General features: G+C 60.2%; 12 protein-coding genes and 3 tRNA genes. 7 read left to right on the forward strand and 8 right to left on the reverse strand.

Annotation, left to right across the window (positions count from 1 at the left end; genetic code table 11):
* Positions 1-78 precede the first annotated feature (78 nt).
* Positions 79-1,194, forward strand: a complete 1,116-nt coding sequence (gene purN / locus G3M56_RS07665; RefSeq protein WP_235203315.1) for a phosphoribosylglycinamide formyltransferase — start codon at positions 79-81, stop codon at positions 1,192-1,194.
* 72 nt (positions 1,195-1,266) lie between these two features.
* Here the strand turns inward: purN and G3M56_RS07670 are convergent, their stop codons facing one another.
* Together G3M56_RS07670 and G3M56_RS07675 are read right to left on the reverse strand one after the other, a co-directional pair.
* On the reverse strand, positions 1,267-1,971 hold the full coding sequence (locus tag G3M56_RS07670; RefSeq protein ID WP_164361735.1) for a hypothetical protein: 705 nt from the start codon (positions 1,969-1,971) through the stop codon (positions 1,267-1,269).
* A 69-nt stretch (positions 1,972-2,040) separates the two neighbouring features.
* Positions 2,041-2,961, reverse strand: a complete 921-nt coding sequence (locus G3M56_RS07675; RefSeq protein ID WP_164361737.1) for a TIGR01777 family oxidoreductase — start codon at positions 2,959-2,961, stop codon at positions 2,041-2,043.
* A gap of 128 nt (positions 2,962-3,089) precedes the next feature.
* Between G3M56_RS07675 and G3M56_RS07680 the strand changes: the two genes are divergently transcribed.
* Positions 3,090-3,165 (forward strand) — tRNA-Ala (locus G3M56_RS07680).
* A gap of 52 nt (positions 3,166-3,217) precedes the next feature.
* On the forward strand, positions 3,218-3,679 hold the full coding sequence (gene queF, locus G3M56_RS07685; RefSeq protein WP_164361739.1) for a preQ(1) synthase: 462 nt from the start codon (positions 3,218-3,220) through the stop codon (positions 3,677-3,679).
* A 41-nt stretch (positions 3,680-3,720) separates the two neighbouring features.
* Here the strand turns inward: queF and hemW are convergent, their stop codons facing one another.
* Positions 3,721-4,887: a radical SAM family heme chaperone HemW gene (gene hemW, locus G3M56_RS07690; protein ID WP_164361741.1), complete on the reverse strand. Its 1,167-nt coding sequence runs from the start codon at positions 4,885-4,887 to the stop codon at positions 3,721-3,723.
* Between the two features lie 86 nt (positions 4,888-4,973).
* Between hemW and G3M56_RS07695 the strand changes: the two genes are divergently transcribed.
* The 4 genes from G3M56_RS07695 (at position 4,974) to G3M56_RS07710 (ending at position 8,930) form a co-directional block, all read left to right on the forward strand.
* Positions 4,974-5,894, forward strand: coding sequence for a phytoene/squalene synthase family protein (locus G3M56_RS07695; protein ID WP_164361743.1), 921 nt, complete (start codon positions 4,974-4,976; stop codon positions 5,892-5,894).
* 111 nt (positions 5,895-6,005) lie between these two features.
* Positions 6,006-6,596 (forward strand): thioredoxin family protein, encoded by a 591-nt coding sequence (locus G3M56_RS07700; RefSeq protein ID WP_164361745.1) that lies wholly within the window; start codon positions 6,006-6,008, stop codon positions 6,594-6,596.
* Between the two features lie 36 nt (positions 6,597-6,632).
* Positions 6,633-7,319 carry a thermonuclease family protein gene (locus tag G3M56_RS07705; RefSeq protein ID WP_164361747.1) on the forward strand — a complete coding sequence of 229 codons (687 nt, stop codon included), beginning with the start codon at positions 6,633-6,635 and terminating at the stop codon, positions 7,317-7,319.
* Between the two features lie 267 nt (positions 7,320-7,586).
* Positions 7,587-8,930 carry a mechanosensitive ion channel domain-containing protein gene (locus G3M56_RS07710; protein ID WP_164361750.1) on the forward strand — a complete coding sequence of 448 codons (1,344 nt, stop codon included), beginning with the start codon at positions 7,587-7,589 and terminating at the stop codon, positions 8,928-8,930.
* 64 nt (positions 8,931-8,994) lie between these two features.
* Here the strand turns inward: G3M56_RS07710 and G3M56_RS07715 are convergent.
* The 5 genes from G3M56_RS07715 to G3M56_RS07735 all read right to left on the reverse strand — a co-directional run bounded on the left by G3M56_RS07715 (position 8,995) and on the right by G3M56_RS07735 (position 14,315).
* Positions 8,995-9,076: transfer RNA gene (locus G3M56_RS07715), tRNA-Leu, on the reverse strand.
* A 187-nt stretch (positions 9,077-9,263) separates the two neighbouring features.
* Positions 9,264-9,752 (reverse strand): DUF3592 domain-containing protein, encoded by a 489-nt coding sequence (locus G3M56_RS07720; protein WP_164361751.1) that lies wholly within the window; start codon positions 9,750-9,752, stop codon positions 9,264-9,266.
* A 75-nt stretch (positions 9,753-9,827) separates the two neighbouring features.
* Positions 9,828-9,909 (reverse strand) — tRNA-Leu (locus G3M56_RS07725).
* 173 nt (positions 9,910-10,082) lie between these two features.
* A complete protein-coding gene (locus G3M56_RS07730) occupies positions 10,083-12,290 on the reverse strand; it encodes a VWA domain-containing protein (protein WP_164361753.1) in 2,208 nt (735 codons plus the stop codon).
* 21 nt (positions 12,291-12,311) lie between these two features.
* The gene (locus tag G3M56_RS07735) at positions 12,312-14,315 is read right to left on the reverse strand and encodes a BatA domain-containing protein (protein WP_164361755.1); all 2,004 of its coding nucleotides are present in this window, start codon (positions 14,313-14,315) and stop codon (positions 12,312-12,314) included.
* Between the last annotated feature and the right edge of the window lie 19 nt (positions 14,316-14,334).

Genomic DNA, 14,334 nt, shown 5'->3' on the forward strand with positions numbered 1-14,334 from the left:
GCGCAAATGCGAGGAGAATCTTGGAGTGGCGCACCGACGCTTGCAATTGGGCGTGGAGCGGGGCATCAGTGAGACTCTATGACCAACGCATCCGAATCAGCCCAGTTCTGCACCGTCGGTGGTGTGATGACTCTCGATCAAGCCGTTGAGTGGCGCGAGCAACTGCGTGCGGCCGGCAAGCGCTTGGTCTTTACCAATGGCTGCTTTGATTTGGTCCATGCCGGGCACGTGCGCTACCTGCAGCAGGCCCGCGATCTGGGCGATGCTCTGGTGGTCGCGTTGAATGACGACGCCTCGGTGCGTGAGCTCAAAGGAGCTGGGCGTCCGTTGAACGATCAGGACGATCGGGCCGAAGTGATGGCTGCGTTGCGTGCGGTCGATGGCGTGGTGGTGTTCTCCGGTCAGCGCGCCACTTCGGTGATTGATGCACTGCAGCCGGATGTGTACGCCAAGGGCGGCGATTACACCGTCGATTCACTCAACCCGGAAGAGCGCGCGGCGTTGGAGAATGCCGGGGCGGAGATTCAAATTTTGTCGCTCGTTCCCGGGCGGTCTACTTCATCCACAGTAAAGAAAATGCGAGACAGCGAATCCAACGGAGCTAAACGAAAACTGCGCATCGGTGTGCTCGCCAGTGGGTCGGGCAGTAACATGCAGGCAATCCACGACGCCATCGTCGCCGGTGAGCTCGATGCCGAGATCGTGGCGGTCATCTCCGATGTGAAAGACGCCCGCGTCCACCAGCGAGCGAAGGATGCCGGTTACGAGTCGGTTTATGTTGATCCGGGTCCTTACAAGACCAAGCTCGGCGAAGCGGCCCAGAAGGAGATTGCCGATCGCTTGAAGGCGGCTGGTGTGGACTTGGTTTGTTTGGCGGGCTTCATGCGGATGGTCAAGCCGCCGTTGCTCGATGCGTTCGAGGGCCGGATGGTGAACATTCACCCGTCGTTGCTGCCGGCGTTCAAAGGACTGCACGCCTGGAAGCAGGCGGTGGAAGCCGGTGCGACCGAGAGCGGATGCACCGTGCATTACGTCGATGCCGGAATGGACACTGGATCGATCATCGACCAGGAGTCGGTGCCGGTGCTAGCGGATGACACTGCGGAATCGCTTCACGCCCGCATCCAGGAGAAAGAGCACATTCTCTACCCACGTGCCATCCGGTCCATCGCCGACAAGTTGCTGGGCGAATAGCAGGGGAGTCCGCAGCGTGCGGACGCTGGATTTTGCCAAGCTGGAGCTGTGTGTTCCAGCTTGGCTATTTTTTTACTCACCGAGCTCCTTCACTTCATCCATGTGAAATGAGTAGCCGGTGTACTTCCCGTTTTTGAAGTTGATGGTGGCACCGGGGTAGGCATTGTTGTCGCGCCGGATCCACATGCGGTAGATGATTCCGTAGTAGGGCTCACCAAAGAGATCTGTCGTTGTGGAGTAGAATGTGGGGGCACCGAGTGCTGAGATGATTTCGCTTTCGGTCTTATCGGCGACGGCGGCACGGAATGCGTCCTCGTCCATCATGGTGTCCTGGCGGGAGGCCTCGTAGGTTTCCGGGTAGCCGAACGAGAGAATCTTGGGAGATTTGCCCGACCCGACGACGAGTTCGAGGGTGGAGATCGAGGGGGCGTTGGTGATTTCGCCGCGGTAGCGCCAGATGTTATGGCGGTACTTGTTGATGTTCTCGTCCTTCTCGAAGGGTTCGCCGAGTTGCTCGAAAACGGTTTGCCTGTGGCTGTTCTTGATCAGGGCGGCCAATGCGTCTCTGGTCATGGAGAATGCGGGGGCGGGCTCCGGGGGCGCAGGCGTTGGCGCGGCTTCGACAGGTTGCTCGGTGGCCGGCTTGGTGGTGAGCTCGGTTTCCGTTGGCAATGCGTCAGGGAGAGCGGATTCGCTTGTTGGCGCTGGTTGCTTTCCGCACGATGCGAGCCCGGCGGCCAGGGCGATGGCGAGAGAGGATGTGAGAAGTGATTTCATAGCAAGACGCTATGGTTAGGCGCTATCGCCAGGCCGTGCAACTGATGGGGCCTGGCTGATTTCTCGCGTTCATTGATTCATCAGTTCCTTCAGGGCTTTGTCGATGGTGGGGTGGGCGAACTGATAGCCAAGCTCCTTGGTGAGACGACCGGGGACGGGGACAAGGTCGTTGAGGAAGACTTCGTCTGCCATTTGACCGAACACCAGACGCATGGCGAATGCCGGCACGGGCAGGAATGCGGGGCGGTGGAGTTGTTTGGCGAGAGCTTGGGTGAACTCGGCATTGGTGAGCAACTGTGGTGCCACCGCATTGATAGCTCCGGAGTAGGTTGGGTTGTCCAGCGATTCGGTGAAAAGGCGGACCACATCCTCGATGCTGATCCATGGGAAGTGTTGGCGGCCATTGCCGACGTGACCACCGAGTCCGGTCTTGATAATTGGCGTGAGTTTCGCCAGCGCGCCCCCGTCGGGGCTGAGGATGGCGCCCATGCGCAGGTGGGTGGTGCGGATGCCGGCGGCGCGGAATGGATCCGCTGCGGCCTCCCAGTCGTGGACGACGTCGCCGAGGAAGGTGTCGCGGCTGATCGGTGCGGATTCGTCCTTTTCCTCACCGTCGGCAGGGTAGCAGGACGCGCCGCTGGCCGAGACGAAGGCTGTCACCGGGTGGGCATTGCGTTCGACGAGTTCACGCGCGAGCAAGGCGGCGGATTCCGTGCGGCTCTTGCGGATGATTTGTTTGCGCTTTTCGCTCCAGCGGCTGTCGGCCACGCCGGCACCGGCGAGGTGTACTACGGCGTCGATGGGATCGGTGGCGGAGAGGTCGAATTCGCCTGTGGTGAGGTTCCATGCGACGGAATCCGGCGACGAGGCAGAGCGGCTGACTGTCGTCACGCGGTGGCCTGCGTTTTTTAGTGAAGTCACTAATCGGCTGCCCACCATGCCGGTAGCGCCCGTAACGAGAATGTGTTGTGGGGATGGAGAGTCGATCACGGTCCTATCTTACGCGGGGAAAATCATTCGAGAAGGTGAAAAAATTAGTTGGCAGGGTCGGGAATCTGCGTAAGGTGCAGCCCATCACCGCAAGGGAGTCAATCCCCGAAGGTGACTACCGGAAAAATGGGGCATTAGCTCAGTTGGTAGAGCACTTGCATGGCATGCAAGGGGTCAGCGGTTCGAATCCGCTATGCTCCACCATTTTTCCGGTTTTTTTGTGCCCTGATCACATCATCTCAGCCATCATTCATCTATGACAACGCAGGAACCATCGAACGAAAACCGCCGCGGCCTCGGGCTGCTTGGCCGCTCGGAAAACGTGCTTCCGCAGTCGCCGGATGATGCCAAGCTCGAGACCTTCGCCAACCACACGCCAGAGCGCGAATACTGGATCCACTTCGACTGCCCCGAGTTCACCTCGCTGTGCCCGGTGACCGGCCAGCCTGATACGGCGCGCATTCAGATCCGCTACATTCCGAACGAGATCTGCGTCGAGACCAAGTCGCTCAAGTTCTACCTTTCGTCCTTCCGCAACCATGCGGCTTTCAATGAGGAGGTGGTCAACCGCATCCTCACCGACCTCGTGGCGGCCTGTGAGCCGAAGCAAATGGTCGTGCGCGGCAGCTTTGGCTCGCGCGGTGGCATCCGCCTTACCTGTCAGGCCACGTTCCCAGACAACGCACCACTCGCCGGCACGATGACGCCGGAAGTGTAGGTTAGTTTGCCAGTGTTCAGCCGGCAGTTTTTAGTCTGCCACTAGCCGAGCAGGTAGGCGGCGACTTCGTCTGCCAGGAGTTTGCCGCTGCGGGTGAGGACGAGGGATTGGCCCTTTTGCGTGACGTGGCCGGCTTCGAGCATGGCATCGACGCGTTGGTCGGCGCCTTCCAAGTTGCTGAGGCGGGTGAGGGCGAGGCCGGTGTCGGTGCGCAGTTCCAGCGCGACGCGTTCCATGATCCAGGCGGATTCGCTGAGGGGCTCGATATCGGTTTCCGCGGCGCGGCGAAATTGCATCGACTCGATGAATTTGGCGGTGTCCGGCAGGTTGGTCCAGCGGGTGCGGCCGATGGTGGAGACGGCGCCAGGACCGATGCCGAGGAAGTCGGCGCCAGCCCAGTAGGCGGCGTTGTGTTGTGAGCGGTGACCGGGGCGGGCGTGGTTGGAGATCTCGTAGTTGTCGAATCCGGCGGCGCCGAGGCGCTCGACCATCAGTTCGAAGAATGGAGCATCGTCGTCGGCATCCTGGTGGAACTCGCCTTTACTGAACTTGTCGAAGAACTCGGTATCCTCCTCGTAGGTCAGGTTGTAGGTGGAAATGTGGTCCGGCGCGAGAGCGATGGTTTGCTCCAAATCGTCGCGCCAGTGCTCCAGAGCCTGCCCCGGGTGGGCGAACATGAGGTCGACATTCACCGTTGGGAAGTCGGCGGCTCGCAATTGCTCGTATGCGGTGCGGGCTTCGTCCGGGCTGTGGTCGCGGCCGAGTACTTTGAGCTGCTCCGGGCGCCACGATTGCACGCCGAGGCTGACGCGGCTCACTCCGGCGTCGCGCATCAACTGGAGTTTCTCCGGAGTGAACGTGCGTGGGTTGGCTTCAAATGTCCATTCTTGGAGCGCGCTGAGGTCGAGGATGTCGTGCATGCGCTCGAAAAGCCGCGACAGGTGGGTGCGTGAGAGTAGACTCGGCGTGCCGCCGCCGAAGTAGATTGTTTTAGGGGCCAGGGTGAACTGAGAGGCGCGCGTCTCGAGTTCGGTTGCCAATGCCTCGACAAATGCCGCCATGTCCGTGTTGCCTGGCGTGTGCTTGTAGAACGAGCAGTACGGGCAGATCTTGTGACAGAATGGAATGTGCACGTAGAGGTGCTGCAGCGACGCGTCGGTGGTGACGGGCGCTGTGGGTGCTGGATTGATGTGAGGAATGTCTGGCATTCGGCGCAATGTGCGCTAGGCGTTGGAGGATGTCCAATGCTCATCAGTCCCGGTCCGATCGCGGGTGGTTGCCGTTGCTCAAGTCCGTGAGCCGGTCCTTCTACCTGAGTATCCGCTTTTTGCCTGGCCCTGTGCGGCGTCCGGTGTCCTTGGCTTATCTCTTGGCGCGTGCGACCGACACAGTGGCCGATGTGGCGTCTACCGATGCTGCGGTGCGGCTTAATGTGTTAGAGCGCATGGGGCAGGCGGTTGCTGGTCGTACGTGCGGCGCTCTTGCGGGCGAGTTGGCGGCAATTGCGGATGGAATCGATCACGAGGGGGAAGCTGCGTTGTTGCGTCAATGGGATGCATTGCTGGCTGCGTACGCTGCGAGTCCGGCGGAGGAGCAAGTGATCATCCAGCGGGTGATCGAGGAGATTGTCAGCGGTCAGTCCGGCGATATCCAGACGTTCGAGATGAACGCTTCAGGTTGCGACGTCACGTCGCTGGCGGATGCGGCGGCACTCGAGCGCTACACTTACCAGGTGGCAGGTTGTGTCGGGAGGTTCTGGACCGAGATATTAGTGGAGTGTGTGGGAGCGAAGTGCATACGCGGCGACGTGTCGCAGCAGGTGGCGCTCGGTGTGGAGTTTGGCCAGGGGTTGCAGATGATCAACATTCTGCGCGATCTGCCGGAGGACTTGGCGAATGGTCGTTGTTATTTGCCGGCGGATTGGCAACGGGATGCCGGGGTTTCTCCAGACGATCCTGCGGCAATGTGGGCGGCGGCCGAGCCATGGCGCAGGCAGTGCCGGCGCTGGGTGAACTCGGGCATCGAGTATGCGGCTGCGCTACGTGGTGTGCGTTTGCGGTTCACCGCGGTGCTTCCGGCATTGCTGGCGCAGGAAACTTTGGAGAAGCTCGAGCAGGCGGATTGGTCGGCGTTGGAGGCGCGGGTCAAGGTGAGCCGGCGCGACGTGCGGCGCTTGATGGGGCGGGCGCTCGGGTTCGCGCTATCGGGCGGATGATAGCAAGTTCATCGCGGCGCCGTGCGCGTTGTGGAGAATTTCCTCGCCTAGTTCATGCTGCCATGCGTTAAACGGAGGCACTTTCTGATTTGATCCAAACTCTCTGACATTATGGCTGAAACACCATCGACACGTATTCTGAAAATTGGGGACTCCGTTCCTGGCTTCGACCTGCCGTCACCGGCGACTGGGTCGTCGGTTGCATTTGAATCGCGCGCCTGTCTGCCTGCGGTGGTGATGTTTGTTTGTAATCACTGTCCGTTTGTCGTGCACCTCGCCGACGCGATAGCAGAACTGGCCAACGAGTATTCCGGCAGGATTGCGTTTTTCGCCATCAACTCCAACGACGTGGAGAACTATCCGGATGACGCTCCGGAAAAGATGGTCGAGTTCGCCGAGGCGCACGGCTGGAATTTCCCTTATTTGTTTGATGAGGATCAAAGCGTGGCGCGGGCGTGGGCGGCGGCGTGCACGCCGGACTTTTTCCTCACCGATGGCAATGGCCAGCTGGTTTATTGCGGGCAGTTTGATGACTCGCGTCCGGCGCGCTGGGCAAAGACCGATGCCGAGGTGACCGGTGCGGATCTGCGCGACGCGATCGACCGCGTGTTGCTGGGCATGGAGCCGAAAGAGAATCAGATGCCGAGCACTGGATGTAACATCAAATGGATCAAAGGAAACGAGCCGCCGTACTTCGGCTAGGAGTACGCGTTCAACCAATACTCAGTAGGAGCTAGCATGTCGGGATATAGAAAATCATCGTCGAAGGTCGGGTGGGGTAGCGGTGTCGCATTGGTGGTCGTTGCGGTCATGGTGCTGGGGCAGATGCTCTTTACCTCAAAGGAGGCGGGCATGGTTGCTTCGTCGTCGACCGTGTCGATTAATCCTGGCGGTGTTTCGTCCAGTGCGTCCCGTAAGGGGGATTACGACGTGCTGCAGAGTTGTCGCTTGGTCGAGCATCGGCGCAACGACGGCGACAGCTTCCATATTCAAACCCAGGACGGTCAGGAACATGAGATCCGGCTGTATTACGTCGATACGCCCGAGTCCTACCGGCATAAGCACAACGGTGAGCGCATCGGTCATCAGGCCAAGTATTTCAAGATGGCGGATGACGACGAGGCCGTGGAGCTGGGTAAAGAGGCCAAGGCATTTGTGCTCGGTCTGCTGCGCAAGAATGGCGAGTTCTCTGTGCTGACCAAATGGGAGCCTGTGTTTGATTCGGGGCGTTATTTCGCGTTTGTCGAGGTCGAGTTCGACGGGCAAAAGCGTTGGTTGCACGAGGTGCTGGTCGAGAAGGGGTATGCGCGGATCTATACACAGGGCGCGAAGATGCCGGATGGCACCGGTGTCAAGCAGCGCAAGCGTGCGTTAGAGCGCATCGAGGAAGACGCCAGGGTCTACGGAGCCGGCGGTTGGCAGTGATTTGTTTCTAACGGGAAATTATACCATTTAAACGGTCACCTTGTCGGAACCGATGGGGATTGAGTGAGTAGGATCAGAGATGAAGAAAGTGATCTTAGCGGGATCTTTTTGAGTGATGCTGCGTTGCTCACAGCTCAGGTAGCCCGCTAGCATCGCGGTTCGCGCCTTGCCTCACTCGAAAAAGCTCTCCGCCATTCCGCCAACTTGACCGTTCAAATGGTATTACCCCGTCCATCCGCCTGCCCTCGTGCGTAGTGGGGAGGCGGTATGAAGTGGTTTTATAGGATTTCGTTGTTGGTAGGTGTGGGGTTGGCGGCTCATGCCGGAGCTGTCGAGCAAGGTGATGCCCTGGCGCAGGCTGGCGGCCGGCAAGGTCCGGCGGAGGCCGAGGTGCCGGCTGCTGTGGATCCGGCATTGGTGTCGGTCGAGCGGTTGCGCGTTGAGCTGCGCCCGCTTTCCAAAGATGAGCTGGAGGAGAAGCTCAAGCACTGGCTGGGAAGGCTGCGTGAGCAGTTGGATCAATCGAGTCGCGAGGCGTTGCAGCTGTCTGCCTTGAAGGCACAGGCGGCAGGGCCGGATGCTCCGGAGCTCGTGCAGTTGAAGGAGAGGCTCGCGGAGATGGGGGCGCGGGAGTTTGCTCTGGCCAAGCGTCTGCGGGTTGTGATGGAGTCGTTGCGGGAGAAGGGAGGCGATGTGGCTGAAACCGAGGCCTATTTGAACGCGGTGATGGACGCGAAGAACGACGTCGATTCCGAGGTCCGGATGAAGTCAATGGTTCAGAGTTGGCGGGAGTGGCTGGTGTCGGATGATGGTGGGATGCTGCTAGTGCGCAAGCTGGTAGCTGCGTTGGTGGTGGTGCTTGTGTTTTGGCTGATCTCAAAAATCATCCGGCGGATTGTGGTCGGACGCCTCAAGGGGTTCCGTGGAACCTCGGTGATGCTGCGCAAGTTTGTCGACCGGACCATCGGCTGGCTGGTTTTGGCTCTGGGTGTGTTGTTGGCGCTGAGTATCCTCGGGGTGGGGATTGCTCCGCTGCTGGCGGCGATGGGGGCGGGTGGCTTCATTATCGGTTTCGCGTTGCAGGAGACGTTGGCCAATTTCGCCAGTGGGCTGATGATCATGGTTTATCGTCCATTCGATGAGGATGACTTCGTGACGGTGGCGGGAGTCACGGGAAAGGTTGAGCGGATGAGCTTGGTGTCGACCACCTTGCTGACCGTGGACAACACGGAGTTGGTGATTCCGAACAAAAAGGCGTGGGGGGAGACCATCCAGAATTTCACCGGCAAGGACCTGCGGCGCGTCGATTTGGTGTTTGGTATCGGTTATGGAGACGACATTGAGAAGGCGACCGAGGTATTGCGGACTGTGGCGTCGGCGCATGAGTTGGTGTTGCCTGACAAAGAGATCGCGATCGTGGTGGGGGCGTTGGGGGATTCGTCGGTGAACCTGTACTGTCGTCCTTGGACCAAGACGGTGGATTACTGGACGGTGTACTGGGATCTGACGCGCCAGGTGAAAGAGGCGTTCGATCGCGAGGGCATTAGTATTCCATTTCCGCAGCGCGAGGTGCACGTGCGGGAAGGAGCAGCGCTCGAAGCTGGTAGCTGAGTGGTATACGGGCTGGAACGCAAAAGAGCCGCTGGTCGCTTTCGCGGCCAACGGCTCAGAAAAATGCTCGAGGGGGGACTCGAACCCCCACGGGTCGCCCCACATGATCCTTAGTCATGCGCGTCTACCAATTCCGCCACCCGAGCGTGGGAAAATTTTGCGTGGTGTGCTCTTGCGAGCGCGTCATTATTTACTTCAGCAGTCTGATCCGCGCAACTTACTTTTACGGATTCGTCGCAGAATAAATGCGTTGGGCCGTGCTGTGTTTGAAGGCTGTGCTTTGCGATGCCTTGAGGATCAGCTCTTTTTGCAAATTGAAGGGATTCTGGAAAATCAGCGCTTTGCGTTGATTTGCATCCAGGTAATCAGGCGTGGTCCTGCGATCCACATTCCCATGGCGGTCACCAAGACCACTGCGAAGATGACCAGGTTCACGGTTGCCAAGCCCCAGTGGATCGGCCAGGCGTCGAACTTCCAGCGATTTGGTTCATCTGGCTGGTAGATGATCTGGACCTTTTCGTCGACCTCGTAGGATGGGTTGTCGGTCTTGAGGGTAGCCTCGAATTCATGGGCGGTACCTGATTCGTCGGTGAAGCGGATGACAGGTGTGAAAAGTGTGAGATCGAGTCCGGATTCGGATGGGCGCTCGATCACGCGCACGATCTCGGCTTCCGTGCGTTTGCCGGTGGCGAGGAAGTCCATCGAGTGGCTGTACGCCCAGACACCAATCTGCAATGGGATGAGGGCGGGCAGCAGAAGGACGACTGCCAGAATGCGGCAGACGAGGGTGATCTTCTTGGACGGTGTGGGCAGGTCGATCATGCTGGAACGATGCAGAGGTTGGGCTGGAAAGCAAATGAGCCGTTGGTCGCTTTCGCGGCCAACGGCTCAGAAAAATGCTCGAGGGGGGACTCGAACCCCCACGGGTCGCCCCACATGATCCTTAGTCATGCGCGTCTACCAATTCCGCCACCCGAGCGTGGGAAAATTTTGCGTGGTCCGCTCTCGCGAGCGGGCCTTTGTTTACTTCAGCTCCAAGCTTCGCGCAACTTGGTTTTACTAAAATTTGAGGAATATTCGAGGCGGGTGGAGGTTGGTAATTGCTTCAAGTTTTTGTTGTTCAGGGAGTCGTGCGTGTTGCCTCTGCTGCAATTAAATCTTGCCATCCCACTTGCGGGCGATCCAGAAGCCACTGGCGCAGACGATGAAAAGTGCGAGCCACCACCAGGTGAACTGAAGGGCCGTGGTGCGCACGACCGGTGGTTTCGGCTTCAATTGGCCGAGTTCGCGGATCAGTGCAGGCAGTTCTTCAGGAGCGGCGACGCTGCCGCCGGTGATGCGTGAGATTTGATCGAGAACATCGGGGCGGGCAGGTTGGCCTGGTTGTTCGCGGTTGCCGCCCTGAACATGGACGGTAGTGGTCACCGACTCGCCGGTGGATGGCGTCGATGCGGTGAAGGTGTGCTCACCGGGTTCGTCGAGCCTGAGGGTGGAGAAAAACGCGCCGAACCCACCTGCGGACGGAGTCATTTCAATGCGTCGCACGGCACCATTCGGAGCGGTAACGTCGACAATCACCTCGCCGCGGGTCAATGGCACGCCATTGGCATCGTAGGCGTTGGCATTCAGCGTCAGTGTAGTGCCTGGCTCCGGATTGGCCGGGTTCATGAAAAGACGCAGCGACTCGCCTTCCGCCATCTTCCGCTGGTAGGACATCCAGCGGGCGACCTGGCCCCAGAAGCGGTAGTGATAGAGGTCTTCCACGCCCTTGCGCCAGCGCCACGCACTGTCGATCCCGAGGTAGAGTACCTTGCCTGTGCCGGCGGTTGTGGTGACCAGCATCGGCAAGCGGCCGTGGTCGTTTTTGGTGGTCGAGTGCACGGCAAGCACGTCCGCTCCGGCCTTGGCTTTGATCACGGGGGCGTGCCAGAAGAAGCCGGGCAGGTTTTTCCAGACATCCGGGTTGGTGCGTTCGTCGCGAACCAGCATCGTGAGCAGGTTCTGGCGTCCACCGGAGGTGAGGGCAAGGTTGGAGGCGTCGGCTGCGGCGACGCCTTGGTCGCGGTTGTCTTCCAGCACGACGGGGATCAGCGACGCCAGTGGTGTGTCCATGAGCGAGGCTTGGTTACCACGGCGGCCGGGGATCAGCACGAGCCCGCTGGCCTGCTGCTCCACGAGTTGTTTGAGCAGCGTGGCCTGTTCTTCAGTGAGCTGGTCTGGGTTCACGCCGACATCGCCGAGGAACACGACGTCGTAGGTGGAAAGGTCCTTGAGGTCGGACGGAAACTTATCGAGGTAGCCTGCTCCGCCGGTGACCACACCTTTTTCTCCATTGAGCAGGATGCTGTTCACTTCAACGCCCGGATCGCGGTAGAGGGCGTTGCGGATGAAGCGGTATTCCCAGCGCGGGTAGGAATCGATCACCAGCACTTTGATGGTTTCCTTACGGGCGGAGACTTGAACCAGGCGGCGGTTGTTCTCGGTGATGAGTTCGCCTTCTTGAACCGGGACGTCGAGCGCGAGTGTGGTATCTCCCTCGCGGCTCGGGGTCCAGAAAAGAGATCCGGAGGTTTCGCGCAGAGCGGGGAGAGTGATGCTCTTGGTCACCGGAGGTTGGTTCTCCGCGTTAAGTGTCACCACCGTGGTCACGGCGGTGCTCATTGAGTTGCGGATGGTGAAGTTGATCTGCATCTTGTCACCCACCACGCCGAAAGCCGGGGCGGAAACTGAGATGACGTCGAGATCCGGCAGCCGGTTCGGTGCGCCAACGCCAACGCCGAAGACGGGAACGCCTTGTGCAGCCAGGCCGGCCGCACCTTGGATTGGGTCGCCCCCCTCGTTCCAATCGCCATCACTGAGGACCACGACCGCGCGCAGGTTGGAGTGGCGTTCGGCGGTATCCTTCAGCGCCGAGTTGAGGTTGGTACCGGCGGTGGATTCGGCGGCATTGTCCTGAGGGACGGCGGAGAATGGTTCGAAGACGAGATTGTTGTCTGACTCCAGATCGTTCCAGAAGCGGTCTTCGCGGACGGTTTCGACGAACGCACGGCGGCTGGTGACGGTGCGGTTTTGCTCGGCGTCCAATGCTGCGACGTCGAGTGTGTCCATGCTACCTGATTCATCGACGAGCACGGCGATGGTCGGCTTGGTGGTGGGCTGGTCGGTGGTGCGCAGTTCCGGCTGGAGCAGGGTGATGCAGGCGAGAGCCGCGACCAACAAGCGCAGGGCTTCAGTGATCAATGTGCGGCGCGACTTGCCCGAGCGGGCCCAGCTCAGCCAGGCGACCACCAAGAATGCAACCATCACGCAGGCGGCGATGATCTTTAGAGTGGATCCGGAGGCGAATGCGAATTCGGTCATTAGGGGAGAGTTGCGGAAAGATCAGCCCATTGGGGCGGTCTGGGATTGGCGGGGGGAGGGCGGAAGGCTGAGAATGCCTTCGGTGAGGAGGAATACGAGGACGCAGACGGCGAATGCGCGCCAGATTGGTGTGGCAATGTTGTCTTCGCGGTTCACGCGTTCTTCGAACACGCGGATCTTCGTATTTTCCAGCAGGGCTCGGACTTGATCGCTGTCGAGTTGGGCGATGGCCGACTCAGTCGGGGCGATGTTGAGCGCGACGAGATAGCGGTTCTCCGGATCTGTGAAAACACCAGCGGATTCCTTGGCAGAAACGGCCGATTCACTGGTGGTGGCGAGGGGCGACCACGCGGTGTCGACTGCGCCCGGAAGCCTCTCACCCACGTGCATCAAGCGGCTGCCTCCCACTTTGATCGACCCGTCCACGATCATGCGCTGCACGGCTGGGAACAAAACATTGCGGCGCAGTAGGTCCGACCAGCGGTCGTCCGGCAGCGTGGTGAATGCTGTGACCGCACCGAGCCCGACGCGTTTGGTCAGCGCAAATGGCTGGCCGTCGGCGAAGTTGGCGGCCACCGTGGCTCCTTCAAAGGATACCGGTGCGCGGCGAATGACGATCAGCTGGTCGAGCACGGGCTTGCTGCCATCCTCAAAGTTGGCGAACCAGCCGGACTCCTGGATCCACTCGCTGATCATGAATTGCTGGTCTGCCGGTGCGGCTTCGCTTGCGGCAAAACGGATGCCCATCAGGTCGTTCGCCGCGGAGGTGTCGTCATTTGTGGTTGGGAAAACCGCAAGCTGACCACCACGCTGGACGAAGCGTCCGATGGTGGTGTGGAAGGCGGGATCCGCGGGCACCGGTGCTTGCCAGATGACGAGGCTGGTGGTGTCCCAGTCGATGCGTTGCCATTGGTCTGGTGCGAGTTGTTCGGCTTCGCGGGTGGTGAGCGATTTCGGTGCGGCGGCGAGGATGAGACGCTTGCCGACGGTGCCGGGCTCCGCGACGACGACACTGCGCAGCGGCGTGGTGTCAGGGAAGGTGAACCAGGCGTGGTTGTCGCGTGGGTTGGTATCGACGGGCAGCGAGACCTTGCCCCAACCTGCTTCGGTGGTCGATGCGTCGAGATCGATGCGTTTGCGGACGGATGTGGTACCCGGTGCAACGCGCAGCGACTGCTGCGATGGCGAGCCCTCGCCGATGCTGGTGAAGAGAGGCAGTTCAATAGTGTCGCTGCCGTGGTTGGTGACTTCCAGGTCCAGCGTCAGTGTGTTGTGGTGGCGCTGCGTGCGGGTTACGGCAACCGATGCGTTCGGGGCGCCGTTGGTGGACTCACTGGTAAGAGCGAGGACGCGGATCGGTACCGAAGTCTTGAGCGATTGGAATGAATCATCGAGCGCGCTCCAGATACCGGCGTCCTGATGCCAGTTGCTGGCTTGCATATCCGAGACCACCCAGATTTCCGCGTTGTCCGGTTTTGCGCTGGCGATCCAGCCGTGAGCGGCGGAAAGCATGGCGGGGATGTCCGCAACACGGTCCGATGCCTGGGTTTGCGGAAGGTCCTCCAGTCGGGCGGTGCCCGAGACGGTGACTGGTGTCATCGTTGCGCTGTCGATCAGCACAACCTTTGCACCGTCGGCAAATTGGCGGATCGACTTGCTGATGCGCGAGATTGCCATGCTGCGCTTGCTCGGGCCGTCCGCATATTGCACCAGCTCCATGCTCGGTGAGCGGTCAAAGAGCAGCACGATGGTGTCCGGCTGGCTGCTTCCCGCCCAGCCCAGAATGCCACCGGCAATCGGGCGCGCGATCGCGGCCACCAGCGCTGCCAGTGCCAGTACCCTGCAGGTCAGAATCAGAATGTTGCGCAGTTTGCGTTTGCCGCGGGATTCGCGGCTCGCCTGGATCAAAAACATCATCGCCGCCCATTGGATCGTGCGGTGACGCCGCTTGTTGATCAAATGGATGATCACAGGAATCGCCGCAAAGACCAGCGCTCCGAGGATCAGCGGTTGGAGGAAGTTCATAAAGTCGGGAAAATGGGGT

The organism is Sulfuriroseicoccus oceanibius (assembly GCF_010681825.2).
In the GTDB taxonomy this organism is placed as follows: domain Bacteria; phylum Verrucomicrobiota; class Verrucomicrobiia; order Verrucomicrobiales; family SLCJ01; genus Sulfuriroseicoccus; species Sulfuriroseicoccus oceanibius.

What these genes read in the sequence shown, in the direction of transcription:
- G3M56_RS07735 (WP_164361755.1), bottom strand. Translation starts at nt 14,315, where the DNA reads ATGAACTTCCTCCAACCGCTGATCCTCGGAGCGCTGGTCTTTGCGGCG.
- G3M56_RS07720 (WP_164361751.1), bottom strand. Translation starts at nt 9,752, where the DNA reads ATGATCGACCTGCCCACACCGTCCAAGAAGATCACCCTCGTCTGCCGC.
- purN (WP_235203315.1), top strand. Translation starts at nt 79, where the DNA reads ATGACCAACGCATCCGAATCAGCCCAGTTCTGCACCGTCGGTGGTGTG.
- hemW (WP_164361741.1), bottom strand. Translation starts at nt 4,887, where the DNA reads ATGCCAGACATTCCTCACATCAATCCAGCACCCACAGCGCCCGTCACC.
- queF (WP_164361739.1), top strand. Translation starts at nt 3,218, where the DNA reads ATGACAACGCAGGAACCATCGAACGAAAACCGCCGCGGCCTCGGGCTG.
- G3M56_RS07705 (WP_164361747.1), top strand. Translation starts at nt 6,633, where the DNA reads ATGTCGGGATATAGAAAATCATCGTCGAAGGTCGGGTGGGGTAGCGGT.
- G3M56_RS07700 (WP_164361745.1), top strand. Translation starts at nt 6,006, where the DNA reads ATGGCTGAAACACCATCGACACGTATTCTGAAAATTGGGGACTCCGTT.
- G3M56_RS07670 (WP_164361735.1), bottom strand. Translation starts at nt 1,971, where the DNA reads ATGAAATCACTTCTCACATCCTCTCTCGCCATCGCCCTGGCCGCCGGG.
- G3M56_RS07710 (WP_164361750.1), top strand. Translation starts at nt 7,587, where the DNA reads ATGAAGTGGTTTTATAGGATTTCGTTGTTGGTAGGTGTGGGGTTGGCG.
- G3M56_RS07730 (WP_164361753.1), bottom strand. Translation starts at nt 12,290, where the DNA reads ATGACCGAATTCGCATTCGCCTCCGGATCCACTCTAAAGATCATCGCC.